This window comes from Acinetobacter wuhouensis (assembly GCF_001696605.3).
GTDB lineage: Bacteria > Pseudomonadota > Gammaproteobacteria > Pseudomonadales > Moraxellaceae > Acinetobacter > Acinetobacter wuhouensis.
In genome coordinates this window covers 3610330-3625337 of sequence record NZ_CP031716.1, presented here as the reverse complement: position 1 = coordinate 3625337, position 15008 = coordinate 3610330, and the positions used below count along the sequence as shown (strand labels likewise).

Sequence of the window (15008 nt, the reverse complement as noted above, 5' to 3'; positions counted from 1 at the left end):
AGCAAAAATTGAAAAGTTTTTCAGGAATAGGCGAGATATCAAGCAGCACGCGATATTCGTTTTATTCTATTAGTTTTTTTACATTGACCAGGTGTGATTTATGGCTGCTGAAGAACATGCCCTTACTTCGACCGAGTATATCAAGCATCACTTGACCAATATGACCTATGGCAAAATGCCAGACGGTACATGGAAATTGGCAGAAAGTGGTGCTGAAGCTCAACAGATGGGGTTCACTGCTATTCACTTGGATTCAATGGGTTGGTCTATCGGACTTGGTTTGATTTTCTGTTTGTTGTTCTGGTGTGTAGCGAAAGCTGCAAACTCTGGTGTTCCAACCAAGTTCCAGTCTGCAATCGAAATGATTATTGAGTTTGTAGATTCAAGTGTTCGTGATACTTTCCACGGGAAGTCTCGTTTGATTGCACCGTTGGCACTAACCATTTTTGTGTGGATTTTCCTCATGAACTTAATGGATTTAGTACCTGTAGATTTCATCCCACATTTAGCTACGCTTATTGGTAGCAACGTGTTTGGTATGGATCCACATAGCGTGTATTTCAAAATTGTACCTACTACAGATCCTAACATTACCCTTGGTATGTCTTTATCTGTATTTGCTCTTATCATTTTCTACAGTATTCGTGAAAAAGGTGTGAGCGGTTTCGTAGGTGAATTGGCGCTGAATCCGTTCAATCCTAAGAATCCAATCGCTAAAGCGCTTTTAATTCCATTTAACTTGCTTTTGGAATTGGTAACTTTCCTTGCGCGTCCAATCTCTTTGGCTCTTCGACTTTTCGGTAACATGTATGCAGGTGAGTTAATCTTCATCTTAATCGCGTTACTACCGTTCTGGATCCAATGGGCATTGTCTGTGCCATGGGCGATTTTCCATATTTTGATTATCACCCTGCAAGCATTTATTTTTATGATGCTAACCATCGTTTATCTAAGCATGGCAAGCGAAAAGCATTAATGGTATTACCTAACTATCAACCGGTGGTTAGGTACAGTTTTTTTAACTTAATTTGGTATAAAACCTAACCTCTGAGGAATTATCATGGAACTCACTTTAGGTCTAGTTGCAATTGCATCTGCTATCTTGATCGCTTTTGGTGCTTTAGGTACTGCGATTGGTTTCGGTCTTTTAGGCGGTCGCTTCCTTGAAGCTGTTGCTCGTCAACCAGAATTGGCTCCACAACTTCAAACTCGTATGTTCTTAATCGCGGGTCTTCTTGATGCTGTGCCTATGATCGGCGTTGGTATTGGTTTGTTCTTCATCTTCGCAAATCCATTTGTAGGTTAATCAGCTTAATTCCTAAATTAAACCATTGAGGAATTTGCAATGAATATCAACCTCACATTGATTGGCCAAGCGATTGCATTTGCGATTTTTGTCGCATTCTGCATGAAGTTTGTATGGCCACCACTAATCAATGCGATTAGTGAGCGTCAGCGTAAAATCGCTGATGGCTTAAATGCTGCTGAAAAAGCAAAAGCTGATCTTGCTGATGCGCAAGCACAAGTGAAGACAGAAATTGACGCAGCAAAAGCACAAGCGGCTCAATTGATCGAACAAGCGAACCGCCGTGCGGCACAATTGGTCGAAGAAGCGCGTACTCAAGCATCTGCTGAAGGTGAGCGTATTCGTCAACAAGCGAAAGAAGCTGTTGACCAAGACATCAATTCTGCTCGCGAAGAATTACGTCAACAAGTTGCTGCTCTTGCAGTTGCTGGTGCAGAAAAAATTCTGAACCAACAAGTTGACGCAGAAGCTCATAATGCCATGCTGAATCAGCTGGCTGCTAAACTTTAAGAGAGGCGAATATGGCTGAACTCTTGACGTTGGCACGCCCATACGCTAAAGCAGCATTTGCTTATGCATCTGAGCAAAATGCAACTGACTCTTGGTCACAAGCATTACAAGTGCTCAGTGCTGCGGTGCAAGATGAAGCATTCTCCGCTTATTTAAATCGCCCTGAGTTGACACCTGTTGAGCAGGTTGCACTTTTTGCGAAAGTTTTAGGTGAACAGCAAACTGAAGCAGTGTCAAACTTTTTGACACTTCTTGCTGACAATGGTCGTTTGACTTTGTTACCTGAAATTGAAGCAGAATTTGAACAACTCAAATCGCAAAATAACAACACTGTTGACGTTGTGATTGAATCAGCTTTTCCGCTTGATTCAGTACAAGAACAGAAGTTGGCTCATGCGTTGGAAAAACGTTTGAACAGCGCTGTGAAAGTTACAGTAGAAGTAAATCCAGCATTGATTGCTGGTGTTGTTATTCGTGCAGGCGACCAAGTGATAGATGATTCTGCGCTTAGCAAGCTTGAAAAAATGCGTACTCGTCTTTTAGCGTAATTGTTAACAATCACTGCAAAGACGAAGACTGAACTAATAAAAGATTGAGGTATAGCGCAATGCAACAACTGAATCCATCCGAGATCAGTGCGCTCATTAAACAGCGTATCGGCGATCTGGACACCAGCGCGACCGCTAAGAACGAAGGAACCATTGTTATGGTTTCCGACGGTATTGTGCGTATTCACGGCTTAGCTGATGCTATGTACGGTGAAATGATCGAATTCGACGGCGGCTTATACGGTATGGCACTGAACCTAGAACAGGATTCAGTGGGCGTCGTTGTTTTAGGTAACTACTTAAGCCTTCAAGAAGGCCAAAAAGCGCGTTGCACAGGTCGTGTATTAGAAGTTCCGGTTGGTCCAGAACTTTTAGGCCGTGTAGTAGATGCTCTTGGTAACCCGATTGATGGTAAAGGCCCAATTGACGCAAAATTGACTGATAAAGTTGAAAAAGTTGCACCTGGTGTAATTTGGCGTCAATCAGTGGATGAACCTGTACAAACTGGTTATAAATCAGTAGATACAATGATTCCAGTAGGCCGTGGTCAGCGTGAGTTGATCATCGGTGACCGTCAAACTGGTAAAACAGCGATGGCGATCGATGCGATCATTGCTCAGAAAAATTCTGGCATTAAATGTGTTTACGTTGCAGTTGGTCAAAAACAATCAACGATTGCAAACGTTGTACGTAAGCTAGAAGAAACTGGTGCTATGGCGTATACAACTGTTGTAGCAGCAGCGGCAGCGGATCCAGCAGCAATGCTTTTCCTTGCTCCGTATTCTGGCTGTACAATGGGTGAATACTTCCGTGACCGCGGTGAAGACGCTTTGATTATTTATGATGATTTGTCTAAGCAAGCTGTTGCTTACCGTCAAATTTCATTGCTTCTTCGTCGTCCACCAGGTCGTGAAGCGTATCCTGGTGACGTATTCTATCTTCACTCTCGTCTTCTTGAGCGTGCTTCGCGCGTTTCTGCTGACTACGTTGAGCAATTCACGAAAGGTGAAGTTAAAGGCCAAACTGGTTCTTTGACTGCATTACCGATCATTGAAACTCAAGCGGGTGACGTATCTGCATTCGTACCAACAAACGTAATTTCGATTACAGATGGTCAGATCTTCCTTGAAACATCATTATTCAACTCAGGTATTCGTCCTGCAGTGAACGCGGGTATCTCTGTATCTCGTGTTGGTGGTTCAGCGCAAACTAAGGTCATCAAAAAATTGTCTGGTGGTATCCGTACTGCTTTGGCTCAATATCGTGAATTGGCAGCGTTTGCTCAGTTCGCTTCTGACCTTGATGAAGCAACTCGTAAGCAACTTGAACATGGTCAACGTGTAACTGAATTAATGAAGCAAAAACAATATGCTCCATATTCAATTGCTGACCAAGCTGTTTCAATTTATGCATCTAACGAAGGTTATATGGCTGACGTAGAAGTGAAGAAAATCGTTGCATTTGATGCTGCGTTAGTTTCTTACTTCCGTGCAGAACATGCTGCGTTAATGCAAAAAATTGATGAGACTGGTGCTTGGGATAAAGATATCGAAGCAGCATTCAAAGCTGGTATTGAAAGCTTTAAAGCGACTCAAACTTACTAATATTCAACTTAGTTGGATTTAGTGTTGGTTTGGTTCACGGATCAACCTTCGAAAGCTCGAAAGGGCTTTCGAATACTAGGTTAAGCGTATGGCAAATTTAAAAGAAATTCGCGCCAAAGTAGCTAGTATCAAGAGCACGCAGAAGATTACTCGAGCGATGCAAATGGTAGCAGCTTCTAAGATGCGTCGTGCGCAAGAGCGCATGGCTCAGGGCCGTCCGTATGCCGAAAATATGCACCGTGTAATTGCTCATTTGGTACAAGCGAATCCTGAATACAAACATCGTTATATGGTTGAACGCCCTGTAAAACGCGTTGGCTATATCATTGTTTCTTCAGATCGTGGCCTTGCTGGTGGTTTGAACATTAACTTGTTCAAAAAAGTGGTTAAACACGTACAACAGCAACAAGAGCAGTCAATTGAAGTTCAATTTGCTTTGATTGGTCAAAAAGCGGTTTCGTTTTTTAAAAACTACGGCGGTAAAGTGCTGGGTGCAACAACCAACTTAGGTGATGCTCCAGGTCTTGAACAGTTAACTGGTTCTGTACAGGTGATGTTAGACGCATTTGATAAAGGCGAATTAGATCGTATTTATCTTGTGTCAAACGGCTTTGTCAATGCCATGACTCAAAACCAAAAAATCGAACAACTTGTTCCTTTAGCTGCTGCTGAAGAGAGCGAGGGTCTAAACCGTCAATACGGTTGGGACTACCTATATGAACCAGAAGCTGAAGAGCTTTTAAATGGTTTATTGGTTCGTTACATTGAGTCTATGGTGTATCAAGGCGTGATTGAAAACATCGCGTGTGAGCAGTCTGCTCGTATGGTTGCAATGAAAGCTGCAACTGACAACGCAGGTGACCTCATCAAGAGCCTACAACTCATTTATAACAAGCTGCGTCAAGCCGCGATTACTCAGGAAATTTCTGAGATCGTTGGTGGTGCCGCTGCCGTTTAACATTATTTTGAATTGAGGAGACAGCAATGAGTAGCGGTCGTATCATTCAGATCATCGGCGCGGTTATCGACGTCGAGTTTGAACGCAACAGCGTTCCTAAGATCTATGACGCTCTCCAAGTTGACGGTACTGAAACTACTTTAGAAGTTCAGCAACAACTTGGTGATGGTGTAGTTCGTACCATCGCAATGGGATCTACTGAAGGTCTTAAACGTGGTCTAAACGTATCTAACACTGGTGCGCCTATTTCTGTACCTGTAGGTACTGCATGTTTAGGTCGTATCATGGACGTTCTTGGTCGCCCGATCGACGAAGCTGGTCCTGTAGCGACTGAAGAGCGTTTACCGATTCACCGTCAAGCACCTTCTTATGCTGAACAAGCTGCTTCTACTGACCTTTTAGAAACTGGTATTAAAGTCATCGACTTGCTTTGCCCGTTTGCTAAAGGTGGTAAAGTTGGTTTATTCGGTGGTGCCGGTGTTGGTAAAACTGTAAACATGATGGAATTGATCAACAACATCGCGAAAGCTCACTCAGGTTTATCTGTGTTTGCTGGTGTTGGTGAGCGTACTCGTGAAGGTAACGACTTCTATCACGAGATGAAAGATTCTAACGTTCTTGACAAAGTAGCAATGGTCTACGGTCAGATGAATGAGCCACCAGGTAACCGTTTACGCGTAGCGTTAACTGGTTTGACTATGGCTGAATATTTCCGTGACGAGAAAGACGAAAACGGTAAAGGCCGTGACGTTTTATTGTTCGTAGATAACATCTACCGTTATACACTTGCGGGTACTGAAGTATCAGCATTGTTAGGTCGTATGCCATCTGCAGTAGGTTACCAACCTACACTTGCAGAAGAGATGGGTGTTCTTCAAGAACGTATTACATCGACTAAGTCTGGTTCTATTACGTCTATCCAAGCAGTATATGTACCTGCCGATGACTTAACAGATCCATCGCCTGCAACTACGTTCGCTCACTTGGATGCGACTGTTGTACTGAGCCGTGACATCGCATCTTCTGGTATTTACCCAGCGATCGATCCACTTGACTCTACTTCACGTCAGTTAGATCCACTTGTAGTCGGTGCTGAGCATTACGAAATCGCTCGTTCAGTTCAAAACGTTCTTCAACGTTATAAAGAATTGAAAGACATTATCGCAATTCTTGGTATGGACGAATTGGCTGAAGAAGACAAACTTACTGTATACCGTGCACGTAAGATCCAACGTTTCTTCTCTCAACCGTTCCACGTAGCTGAAGTGTTTACTGGTGCGCCTGGTAAACTTGTACCGCTTAAAGAAACAATTCGTGGCTTTAAAGGTCTTCTAGCTGGTGAATACGACCACATTCCAGAACAAGCGTTCTATATGGTTGGTGGTATTGACGAAGTGATCGCTAAAGCCGAGAAGCTTTAATTAGCAACTCTAATTTAGGAGATTCACATGTCGACTATGCAATGTGACGTTGTAAGTGTTAAAGAGTCTTTGTACTCAGGCACTGTAACAATGCTTATCGCAAAAGGTGCTGGCGGTGAATTGGGTATTATGCCTGGTCACGCTCCGTTAGTAACTTTACTTAAGCCGGGCGCGATTCGCGTTCTGCTTGAGAACGGTACAGAAGAGTTAATCTATGTATCTGGTGGTGTTCTTGAAGTTCAACCGCATGTTGTAACTGTTCTTGCAGATACAGCTGTACGCGCGGAAAGCCTTGATGAAGCAGCAATTATCGAAGCACGTAAAAATGCTGAACAATTGTTAGCAAATCAAAAGAGCGACTTGGACTCTGCTGCTGCTTTGGCTGCTCTTGCAGAAACTGCTGCTCAGTTGGAAACCATCCGCAAAATCAAAAACCGCGCTCAATAAGACGCAGTTTGAGATTGAAGAACCGTCCGAAAGGGCGGTTTTTTTATGTTTTAAATATTGCTCAATTAGATGGAAATTTGTTTAAGTTGCGAAATGAACCAAGGATTGATTTTAAAGAAGAGATAGATCGGGCTGATTTACGAACAGCAGGGAAGTTTAAACTATTAAAAATCATGCGGGATGTATTCAGAATCAAAGTGATTCAGCTTTGGCTGACAATAAGTTAAACCTGAAAACGGCATTTAAATACAATACCGTTTAAGATGGTAGAATTATTTAAAAATACAAGTGACTGATATTGCTAATTTTCCAAAGCTTTTACCATATTCTGAGCAATTGCACGGATGACACTCACCGCGACAGAATTCCCGAATTGTTTATACAGTTGGGCATCCGAAACACCGGCTTCTCTGGCTTTAATCACTAATTCATCTGGGAAACCTTGTAGTCGTGCTGCCTCAATAGGGGTTAATTTTCTCGGGTTCTTATTTTCACCTTGCGAAATCAGAATTTCAGAACCGTCTTTATTGTAACGCGCAGAAATAGTATTGGTGTAAGCTGAGTTTTCATCGACCATTGAATAGCCAAAACCATTGCCTTTTCTGGCATGCTCTAGTTTACGACGCTGATGTCCTTCCCATAAACGATCGGAAATTGTATATTTTTCAGCAACATTCTTTTCTAAAATATCACCGACTTTGGTTGCGATATTTAAAGGTTCTGGAAAATGAAATTTGTTATAAGCATCCTCTTCAAGAAAGCCAACAATATAAATTCGTTCTCTATTTTGCGGTAGGCCAAAATCTTTGGCAGCCAAGATTTGATGATGAATTTGATAGCCTAAGTCATTTAAATGTTTACAAATCACTTTAAAGGTATTGCCCTTATCATGACCTTTTAGACCTTTGACATTTTCCAGTAGAAAAGCGCGTGGTTTTTTTATTCTAATAATTTCTTCGATATAAAAGAACATCGTTCCACGCGTATCATCGAAGCCTTTACGTTGACCTGCTTGGCTAAAGGGTTGGCAGGGAAAACCAGCGAGTAACACATCAAAGTTTGGAATTTCACTTGGTACAATTTGCGTGATATCACCCGCGGGTAAGTCATCGTAATATGCTTGATAGGTTTGTTTGGCAAATTTATCAATTTCTGAACTAAATACGCATTCTCCACCAAGTTCTTGAAACGGTAAGCGAATACCGCCAATGCCTGAAAATAGATCAATGAATTTAAAGTGATTGTCCAATGGAGAAAGCAGGTCTGTCGTATTCGAATTTTTTAAATTTTTATATAATAATTCAGCAACATAGTCTTGAATGCAAATATTCCGTTTCGCACATTCAATACGAAGATCATGATGAAGTTGTTCGTTTAATTTAATGTGGATTTGCTTCATTTTAAGCACGGTGGAAGTTTATAGCTTGGGTATAGAATCTTACCAGGGCATCTGATTTTTGTAAATGTTGCATCATTCATAATGTATTGGTTTTCATGATTGCTCAATCAATGTGCTGAATAATTTAGACTTAATCAAAAATGAAATGATGCCTTTTATCGCAATTTTTTGTATAAATGGAGATTAAGTAATTCCCTCTATGTTTAATGGCTGATTCGACGATGTTAAAACTGATTGATCAACAACCCCACTTTTGGGAACTTTACCAAAACCAAGACCAATATTATTTGAGCATCGCTGTGGATATGAGTTCTGTTGTATCGTGTTGGGATATTCAGCTCACAGACTCAGAAGCGGAAGAGTTTAAACAACAGGGTAGAGTGGCGATTGAAGATTTGACCAATGCAATTGTCGCAGAAACCTATCGTGGTGATTTTTCCAATTTAGAAGCGCGTGCTGTTCCTGAACAGATTCAACAAGAGATTCAAACTGCATTTAAAGCTTGGCGAATGGCAACACGTTAATTTTTATTCAGATATAACATGAATTGCAAAGCCATCATTTTCAACCAAATTGACTTTAAATAACTCGTCAAAGCCTTCCGATTGTCGTGGAATTTCCAAACGTTGCAAAGTTGCTCTCACGCCTTTTTCAGGGATATTGGCTTTGCCTTCACGTTGTGCATTACGTTGTAAAGTGCTGTGCAGATCTGTTTCAAAATAATATGAAATGATTTCAAATTCGGCATCTTTGGCTCGCTGTATATAACGTTCACGATCAGCGCGGGTCATGTTGGTATTATCAATAACTATCTTGGTTTTAGAGGTAAGGGCAGCCTCAAATAAGATGTTTTCACGATGTCGTGTTTTCAGCATATCTAGGTTTAAACGCAGATGTGTGTGATAGAAATATTGCTGATAAAAAGTTGATTTACCAGAAGCTTGAACACCTGTAAAAATAATCAGTTGCATGTAATGACTACAAAAATACGTTCATTTCGACATTAAAGCATGCAAATGTATTTGCTACAATTTCTCTAATATAACAATCAATTTAAACGTAAAAGAGAATGAAAAACTATTTTAAATTCAAAATCTTATTATCAGTCGTTATGTTAAGTAGCTTTACTGCTTGCCAGCAACAGTTTGTGACGACTCCGAATTTACCCACGGAGGCAAGTTTGGTCGCTGATTCAGTTGGCAATGGTTTAGAAACAGAGCTTAATATTGATTATGTAACGGCATTTAAAAATTTAAAGTCGGCTTATAGTCGTTGTGTGGCATTTACTGGCGAAAAAGATTTTGTATTTACAGACAATAAATTAGAAGAAGATTTAGAAATGGGGACATTATTTGCTCGTACTGAGGGTGGTGCATATTTATCCAAGGCTTTAATCGAATCGATTGGGCAAAATAAAACTCGTATGACGCTATTTTTGCCGTCAAGCTATAAGTTTGCCCAAAGCCGCTTAAAGTTAGATGCTCAGCGCGCTTTGGGTAAAGATCCAATGTGTAATGTCGCCAAACCTATCTAATTTAAATGATGAATGTGTGGATTTAAATTTTAGCTTTTATCTTCTGATTGATTTGAAGATTGTTCTGAACCCGCTGAAAGCAACACCATTCCAGCAAGTTTCATCATATCTGTTTGAATCAAATCCATTTGCTTTTCGATTTTATTAAAATCAACTTTGGAAATATCCAAGTCACCATTTAACAGTGATGAATTTAAAACTTGTTTATTGGCACTCAATACCTGTTGGCGAATATTGTCAATTTCTTGTGTTTTTAAATCTAATGAAATCAAGGCAGTATTGAAACCTTGTAATTGACGAGTGAGGTCTTTCACAGTTTGTTGAAGCTGTAGATGATCCTTAGATTCAATCGCTTGTTGTAGCTCTGTCTGAGCCTGTTGCAACTTTTCAACATAATTGCCTGTTTTCAATTGCATATCGGCAACATCACGTGCGATATAAAACATATTGCCTTGCTTTAAATCAGCCGTGTTTTTATGAGCGGCTTGATCATGATCAGTGGATGCTAAATCTTGGCTTTGTTCATTTTGAGAGTGATTATTTTGTGCCGATTCAATTTGGGAATCGTCATGTTGATGTGATTGTTCGATGGGTTGATTACATCCTAAAAGGAGTACACCTGAAGTAAAAATAATAAAAGGTAATACTGCACCTTGTAAGAGCTTTTTCATCATTATCCAAAATTAAAATTGATTGGCTATTTGAATACTATAAGTTGGAAAAGTGTAGGGAATGAGGATTGTTGCAAAGGGCATACAGTTTGTAACGATATCAATCTATTATGCGTAAATAAAAAAATAAGAGTATGATCAATCACACTCTTATTGATAAGAATTTCCATTTAAATGTGAAATTATTTTGCTAATTCAGCTTCAATTGCTTGAACAATACGTGGGTCATCAGCTGTAATATCTGGCGCAAAACGCGCTACGATTTCCCCATTTTTATTGACTAAGAATTTTTCAAAGTTCCATAACACTTCAGGTTTTGGATTTGGCGTTAAGCCATAATCAACCAAGTCTTTCCACCAAGGACCCTCGCCAATACGTTCAGGAATCGCATGAATCAATGTGTCGTATAACGGATGTTTATCATCACCTGCAACTGAAATTTTAGCGAATAGCGGGAAGTCTACATTGTAGGTCAATGAACAAAATTGCTGAATTTCATCATTAGTACCTGGTTCTTGAGCAAGGAAATTATTGGCAGGGAAGCCTAAAATTTCTAAACCTTGCGCTTTCTTTTCTGTATAGAGTTTTTCTAAACCTTCATACTGAGGTGTTAAGCCACATTTAGATGCAACATTGATAATGAGTAATACTTTTCCTTGATACTGGTTTAAGGTTGTTGCTTCACCTTTGATGGTATTCACGGAAATATCATAAACAGAATTGCTCATCTTTTTATCCTTTGAAAGTGAGAGAAATTTATGTGTAGGTTGTTTAATGTTTTAGCGATATTCTAAGATTTCAGCAAGTTACATTTGTATCTATGTGGTAATAAAAAAAGCAGATCATGTGATCTGCTTTTGAATATGAACAGTTGAAACGGAATTATTTACAACCAATTACGGTGCTGCATTGATTTTAGCTTGTAATGCTTGCATGTCTGTCATCAAGCTTTGCTGTAGTTCAGTACCTTTCTTTTGAAGATCCATAATTTTTTGCGGATCAGGAGAACCCGCTAAACCAGCTTCAGACATTTCTACACCAAGTTTGTTCGATTCTTTCATTTTGTCACGGATAGAAGCAACTTCAGAACTCTTAAGTGCTAAGCCATCTAGGTCTTTGTTAAAACCATCTACATAGGTTTTCATTTTATCAACAACGCCTTTCAGCGCATCTTTATCACCTTTTTGTGCAGCTTGCATCACTTCAGTTTGAAACGTCAGTGCTTCTTTAGATTTCTCTACAGAAATTGCTTGGATTGCAGTGAAGTCACTTTTAATGTCTGCAATGTTGTTGCTACTGAGTGAAACTGCTGCAGCAGCAGGTTTTGCATCCGAGCCAGACGTTGTAGCATCAGCAGGTTTTTTGTCACATGCTGCTAAAGCAAATGTAGATGCAATGAATGTTGCAAGGAGTAATTTTTTCATTATTGAAACCCTTCATTATTTAAAATTGTTAAGAACTTGAAATTAATTTGTATGTAAAATAAACAAATTCAAGATGCAGATTTATTCGCATAAGAGCGAAAATGCCCACTTTTAAAGCATTTTTCTATAGCTTTTTTGTATATATACTTATTAATAGGGTGAAAAAGGCTGATAGAAGCCTTTATTTTAAAGCCTAGCTGTTAAATTTTGGTATTTGAAATATATGTTGTTGCTCTTATGATTTGTATCATGATTTTTAAAGATTTCGCATTTGTGCAGGTGTTTGACCAGTATAACGTTTAAAAAACTCAATGAAGCTTGAGCTATGTTGATAACCCAAATCTAAACCAATTTTTTTAATAGATTGACCTTGTTGAATGCATGAGATGGCATAAATAATTTTGGCACGATTACGCCATTCAGAAAGGCTGAGTTGAAGTTGTTCCTGACTGAGTCGAAGTGCATGCCGTTCGGTGATTTGAAAGGGATCTAACAGTTCTTGCATGCTTTTATGAAAGCGTGAAGTGTCTGCGAGACAATCTAAAATAGGATTTAGAATGGGGTGATTACTCTTGGGTAAATAGTGCTCGTAGCAGGAACTGTGTTGGATCTGATCGACAACCAATTGCAACAAATGTTCATAATATTGTGGAATTGGGATGCCTTGTTTTTGTTGATCTAAAATTTCTTCAATGGTTTGCTTAAGATAGGGACGGACATTTAAGGTTCTGGTTTTATCGGCGAGTTGACTGCACAATCGAGGATGAATCCGAATACAAATATAATGGGTTTGTTGATCATTGACTCCTGCACAGTAATGATGCGTTTGTGGAGGAATCCACAGACCATAACTCGGCGGTGACAAATAAATTTCATCTGCAATCGTCAGTTCTAAAGTGCCATTTAAACTTAAATTAAAATCACCCCATAAATTAGAATGGGGTGTGATGACATCATGTTTTTGGTAGAAGAATTCTTCTACTGAAATCAAATCTGCATACATGGGCGGGTCTATATCGATGTCAATTTTTTTTTGCATTTGGTTATTTAAAAAAATAACTAATTCTTACATGGCACAGGATTTAGCTCTGCTTTTGGATTATTCAGCCCACGACTCAGGGTAAATATAGAAATAAAAGCTAAAATGATAAAACTCAGTACACTATACAACAAAATATTGGCATTAAAATGGTCTACTACATAACCACCAATCAATGCACCAGTTGCAATCATGACTTGGAAAAAGCCAACAAATAACGGCATTCCTTTTTCAACAGCATGTGGTGCGTGTAGAAACATCCAGATATTCGCTGTTGTTGGGAATGCACCAAAGGCAAAACCCCATAACGCTGTCAGAATAAATGCACCTGAAATATGTATAGCAAATAATGGGAAACCAAAGAATACAATCGCAAAACAGATCGCCACAAAGGCAAAAGTATATCGGACGTTTAAGTTACCACTATAACCTGCGAAAGCATTACCAAAAATCCCTGCTATACCAAATAATAAGAGTAATGAGCTGATAGTGGTGTTGTCAAAACCAGCAGAGTTTTTAAAGAATGGGGTTAAATAACTATAAGATGAAAAATGAGCCAAACCAATCAGCAAGATAATAATTAAGCCCTGTCTTGCTTTGTTAATGCGTAATAAAGCAGGCAAATCTCTAAAATGAATCGCTGATTCTGGTTTTAAGTTCGGAATAAACTTAACCCCTAATGCGACGACGAAAAAGCCAATGATAGAGGTGATTGCAAACGATGTACGCCATCCATAAGCATTGCTCAACCATGTTCCGATCGGTACACCTAAGACTGTGGCAAGGGTTACACCTGCCATGACTGTTGCTGTGGCTTTAGCAATCGGTAAATGCGCTGGTGCTAAACGACCACTCAAAGCAATTGCGGTTGCCCAAAATCCACCAATGGCAAAACCGAGAATAAAACGACTGAGTAATAAAACTTCAAAATTAGGTGCAATCGCCGTAACAGCATTGGCAACGACCATCGTTGCGGCAAGTGCCAATAATAAATAACGTCGGTCTAAATTTTTAACCAAAACAGGTAGGAGTGGTGCAGCTAAAGCTGCCATGATTCCAGGTAGGGTGATGACCAGACCTGCTGTCCCGACAGAAACATTTAAATCCGCAGAAATATTATTGATCACTCCGATGGGGAGAAATTCACTGGTGACAAGAGCAAAAGCAGTAATGGCAACTGTCAATAAAGCAACCCAGCTGCCTTGGCTACTGGGGGGCGTTTCTAAGTTTTGTGGTCGCGTATCTTGTGGTTGCATCATATTCATGAGGCGATTTCCTGTCTGGCGATAGTTTGCTTGGCTTGTTTTTAATTCATTAACGATCGTTATAAAAATAAAATATTTGATTGTTTTTTGATTGTCAATTAATTTAATAATGTTCGTTATAAAAATATATGTGAAGTTTATGGCAAATTCAGAAGAGCATATTCAAGTATCAGAAAAGCAAGATATTCATCCAGAATTGAAGCGACGCCGTGGTCGCCCAAAATGCTTTGATGAGCAGGAAGCTTTACAAAAAGCCATGATGCTCTTTTGGAAATATGGTTATGAAGCGACTGCGATGAGTGATTTAACCAAAGCCCTAAACCTCACAGCACCGAGTATTTACAGTACCTTTGGAGATAAATCACAGCTGTTCCACGCATGTTTAGATTATTATTTAAAACATGAAGCCTGTTCACTGGACTTGATTTTTCAACAAGCTGAGACTGCGAAAGTTGCAATTGAAATCTATCTCTATGAAAATCTTAAAAAATTGTTGCAACAGGATAAACCGACAGGTTGTATGTTGGTGACTGCAACGATGAATTGTTCGGAGCAACATCAGCCACTTCAGCATGATTTATTGTTAAAAAGACAACAGGTTAAAGAAAAAATTTATCAACGCTTACAGCAGGGTGTCGAAGATGGCGATTTAAGCTCAGATGCTGATATTCAAGCCATGACGGATTACTATTCAACAGTGATTCAAGGTTTGACTATGCAAGCGCGTGATGGCGTTGCGATAGAGCAATTGGAGAATGTTGTGACTTTGGCACTTAAAACATGGACATTGTTTTAAGCTTGGAAAGAATAACATGTGTCTGAAATCCGCTATTGATGTCTGAAATACGATATTTAAATTAATTCCGACTTCTTTGATAATGT

18 protein-coding genes are annotated in these 15008 nt (G+C 39.6%); 11 read left to right on the top strand and 7 right to left on the bottom strand.

Going from position 1 to position 15008, the window contains the following annotated elements:
• Positions 1-100: 100 nt before the first annotated feature.
• The 8 genes from atpB to BEN71_RS17970 all read left to right on the top strand — a co-directional run bounded on the left by atpB (position 101) and on the right by BEN71_RS17970 (position 6794).
• Positions 101-976 carry a F0F1 ATP synthase subunit A gene (gene atpB, locus BEN71_RS18005; protein ID WP_068975643.1) on the top strand — a complete coding sequence of 292 codons (876 nt, stop codon included), beginning with the start codon at positions 101-103 and terminating at the stop codon, positions 974-976.
• Positions 977-1060: 84 nt separating this feature from the next.
• Positions 1061-1306, top strand: a complete 246-nt coding sequence (gene atpE, locus BEN71_RS18000) for a F0F1 ATP synthase subunit C (protein ID WP_000424060.1) — start codon at positions 1061-1063, stop codon at positions 1304-1306.
• A gap of 39 nt (positions 1307-1345) precedes the next feature.
• Positions 1346-1816, top strand: coding sequence for a F0F1 ATP synthase subunit B (locus BEN71_RS17995; protein WP_068975644.1), 471 nt, complete (start codon positions 1346-1348; stop codon positions 1814-1816).
• 11 nt (positions 1817-1827) lie between these two features.
• Positions 1828-2364, top strand: a complete 537-nt coding sequence (locus tag BEN71_RS17990) for a F0F1 ATP synthase subunit delta (protein WP_068975645.1) — start codon at positions 1828-1830, stop codon at positions 2362-2364.
• Positions 2365-2423: 59 nt separating this feature from the next.
• A complete protein-coding gene (gene atpA, locus BEN71_RS17985; protein ID WP_068975646.1) occupies positions 2424-3968 on the top strand; it encodes a F0F1 ATP synthase subunit alpha in 1545 nt (514 codons plus the stop codon).
• A gap of 88 nt (positions 3969-4056) precedes the next feature.
• Entirely contained in the window at positions 4057-4926 is an 870-nt protein-coding gene (gene atpG, locus BEN71_RS17980; protein ID WP_068975647.1) for a F0F1 ATP synthase subunit gamma, read from the top strand.
• A 26-nt stretch (positions 4927-4952) separates the two neighbouring features.
• On the top strand, positions 4953-6347 hold the full coding sequence (gene atpD / locus BEN71_RS17975) for a F0F1 ATP synthase subunit beta (protein WP_004831984.1): 1395 nt from the start codon (positions 4953-4955) through the stop codon (positions 6345-6347).
• 27 nt (positions 6348-6374) lie between these two features.
• Positions 6375-6794, top strand: a complete 420-nt coding sequence (locus tag BEN71_RS17970; RefSeq protein ID WP_068975648.1) for a F0F1 ATP synthase subunit epsilon — start codon at positions 6375-6377, stop codon at positions 6792-6794.
• A 301-nt stretch (positions 6795-7095) separates the two neighbouring features.
• Here BEN71_RS17970 and dcm read toward each other — a convergent pair whose 3' ends face one another.
• Entirely contained in the window at positions 7096-8193 is a 1098-nt protein-coding gene (dcm, locus tag BEN71_RS17960; RefSeq protein ID WP_068975650.1) for a DNA cytosine methyltransferase, read from the bottom strand.
• A gap of 221 nt (positions 8194-8414) precedes the next feature.
• Between dcm and BEN71_RS17955 the strand changes: the two genes are divergently transcribed.
• A complete protein-coding gene (locus tag BEN71_RS17955) occupies positions 8415-8717 on the top strand; it encodes a hypothetical protein (protein ID WP_068975681.1) in 303 nt (100 codons plus the stop codon).
• Positions 8718-8720: 3 nt separating this feature from the next.
• Here the strand turns inward: BEN71_RS17955 and BEN71_RS17950 are convergent, their stop codons facing one another.
• A complete protein-coding gene (locus BEN71_RS17950) occupies positions 8721-9164 on the bottom strand; it encodes an ATP-binding protein (protein WP_068975651.1) in 444 nt (147 codons plus the stop codon).
• Positions 9165-9304: 140 nt separating this feature from the next.
• Here BEN71_RS17950 and BEN71_RS17945 point away from each other — a divergent pair, with 140 nt between their 5' ends.
• Positions 9305-9727, top strand: coding sequence for a hypothetical protein (locus BEN71_RS17945; protein WP_227542632.1), 423 nt, complete (start codon positions 9305-9307; stop codon positions 9725-9727).
• A gap of 29 nt (positions 9728-9756) precedes the next feature.
• Here the strand turns inward: BEN71_RS17945 and BEN71_RS17940 are convergent, their stop codons facing one another.
• The 5 genes from BEN71_RS17940 to BEN71_RS17920 form a co-directional block, all read right to left on the bottom strand.
• Positions 9757-10398: a hypothetical protein gene (locus tag BEN71_RS17940; RefSeq protein ID WP_068975653.1), complete on the bottom strand. Its 642-nt coding sequence runs from the start codon at positions 10396-10398 to the stop codon at positions 9757-9759.
• A gap of 182 nt (positions 10399-10580) precedes the next feature.
• Positions 10581-11126, bottom strand: coding sequence for a glutathione peroxidase (locus BEN71_RS17935; RefSeq protein ID WP_068975654.1), 546 nt, complete (start codon positions 11124-11126; stop codon positions 10581-10583).
• Positions 11127-11294: 168 nt separating this feature from the next.
• Entirely contained in the window at positions 11295-11822 is a 528-nt protein-coding gene (locus BEN71_RS17930; RefSeq protein WP_068975655.1) for a hypothetical protein, read from the bottom strand.
• A gap of 256 nt (positions 11823-12078) precedes the next feature.
• Positions 12079-12825: an AraC family transcriptional regulator gene (locus tag BEN71_RS17925; protein ID WP_068975682.1), complete on the bottom strand. Its 747-nt coding sequence runs from the start codon at positions 12823-12825 to the stop codon at positions 12079-12081.
• 56 nt (positions 12826-12881) lie between these two features.
• Positions 12882-14126, bottom strand: a complete 1245-nt coding sequence (locus BEN71_RS17920) for an MFS transporter (protein WP_068975656.1) — start codon at positions 14124-14126, stop codon at positions 12882-12884.
• A 139-nt stretch (positions 14127-14265) separates the two neighbouring features.
• On the opposite strand from BEN71_RS17920, the gene BEN71_RS17915 reads away from it, so the two are divergent.
• Complete coding sequence (locus BEN71_RS17915; protein ID WP_068975657.1) at positions 14266-14922, top strand: TetR/AcrR family transcriptional regulator; 657 nt, start codon at positions 14266-14268, stop codon at positions 14920-14922.
• The last annotated feature ends 86 nt before the right edge of the window (positions 14923-15008 follow it).

Excerpts from the sequence above, each read along its gene's own strand:
- atpB (WP_068975643.1), top strand. The coding sequence starts at position 101 with ATGGCTGCTGAAGAACATGCCCTTACTTCGACCGAGTATATCAAGCAT.
- atpE (WP_000424060.1), top strand. The coding sequence starts at position 1,061 with ATGGAACTCACTTTAGGTCTAGTTGCAATTGCATCTGCTATCTTGATC.
- BEN71_RS17995 (WP_068975644.1), top strand. The coding sequence starts at position 1,346 with ATGAATATCAACCTCACATTGATTGGCCAAGCGATTGCATTTGCGATT.
- BEN71_RS17990 (WP_068975645.1), top strand. The coding sequence starts at position 1,828 with ATGGCTGAACTCTTGACGTTGGCACGCCCATACGCTAAAGCAGCATTT.
- atpA (WP_068975646.1), top strand. The coding sequence starts at position 2,424 with ATGCAACAACTGAATCCATCCGAGATCAGTGCGCTCATTAAACAGCGT.
- atpG (WP_068975647.1), top strand. The coding sequence starts at position 4,057 with ATGGCAAATTTAAAAGAAATTCGCGCCAAAGTAGCTAGTATCAAGAGC.
- atpD (WP_004831984.1), top strand. The coding sequence starts at position 4,953 with ATGAGTAGCGGTCGTATCATTCAGATCATCGGCGCGGTTATCGACGTC.
- BEN71_RS17970 (WP_068975648.1), top strand. The coding sequence starts at position 6,375 with ATGTCGACTATGCAATGTGACGTTGTAAGTGTTAAAGAGTCTTTGTAC.
- dcm (WP_068975650.1), bottom strand. The coding sequence starts at position 8,193 with ATGAAGCAAATCCACATTAAATTAAACGAACAACTTCATCATGATCTT.
- BEN71_RS17955 (WP_068975681.1), top strand. The coding sequence starts at position 8,415 with ATGTTAAAACTGATTGATCAACAACCCCACTTTTGGGAACTTTACCAA.
- BEN71_RS17950 (WP_068975651.1), bottom strand. The coding sequence starts at position 9,164 with ATGCAACTGATTATTTTTACAGGTGTTCAAGCTTCTGGTAAATCAACT.
- BEN71_RS17945 (WP_227542632.1), top strand. The coding sequence starts at position 9,305 with ATGTTAAGTAGCTTTACTGCTTGCCAGCAACAGTTTGTGACGACTCCG.
- BEN71_RS17940 (WP_068975653.1), bottom strand. The coding sequence starts at position 10,398 with ATGAAAAAGCTCTTACAAGGTGCAGTATTACCTTTTATTATTTTTACT.
- BEN71_RS17935 (WP_068975654.1), bottom strand. The coding sequence starts at position 11,126 with ATGAGCAATTCTGTTTATGATATTTCCGTGAATACCATCAAAGGTGAA.
- BEN71_RS17930 (WP_068975655.1), bottom strand. The coding sequence starts at position 11,822 with ATGAAAAAATTACTCCTTGCAACATTCATTGCATCTACATTTGCTTTA.
- BEN71_RS17925 (WP_068975682.1), bottom strand. The coding sequence starts at position 12,825 with ATGTATGCAGATTTGATTTCAGTAGAAGAATTCTTCTACCAAAAACAT.
- BEN71_RS17920 (WP_068975656.1), bottom strand. The coding sequence starts at position 14,126 with ATGAATATGATGCAACCACAAGATACGCGACCACAAAACTTAGAAACG.
- BEN71_RS17915 (WP_068975657.1), top strand. The coding sequence starts at position 14,266 with ATGGCAAATTCAGAAGAGCATATTCAAGTATCAGAAAAGCAAGATATT.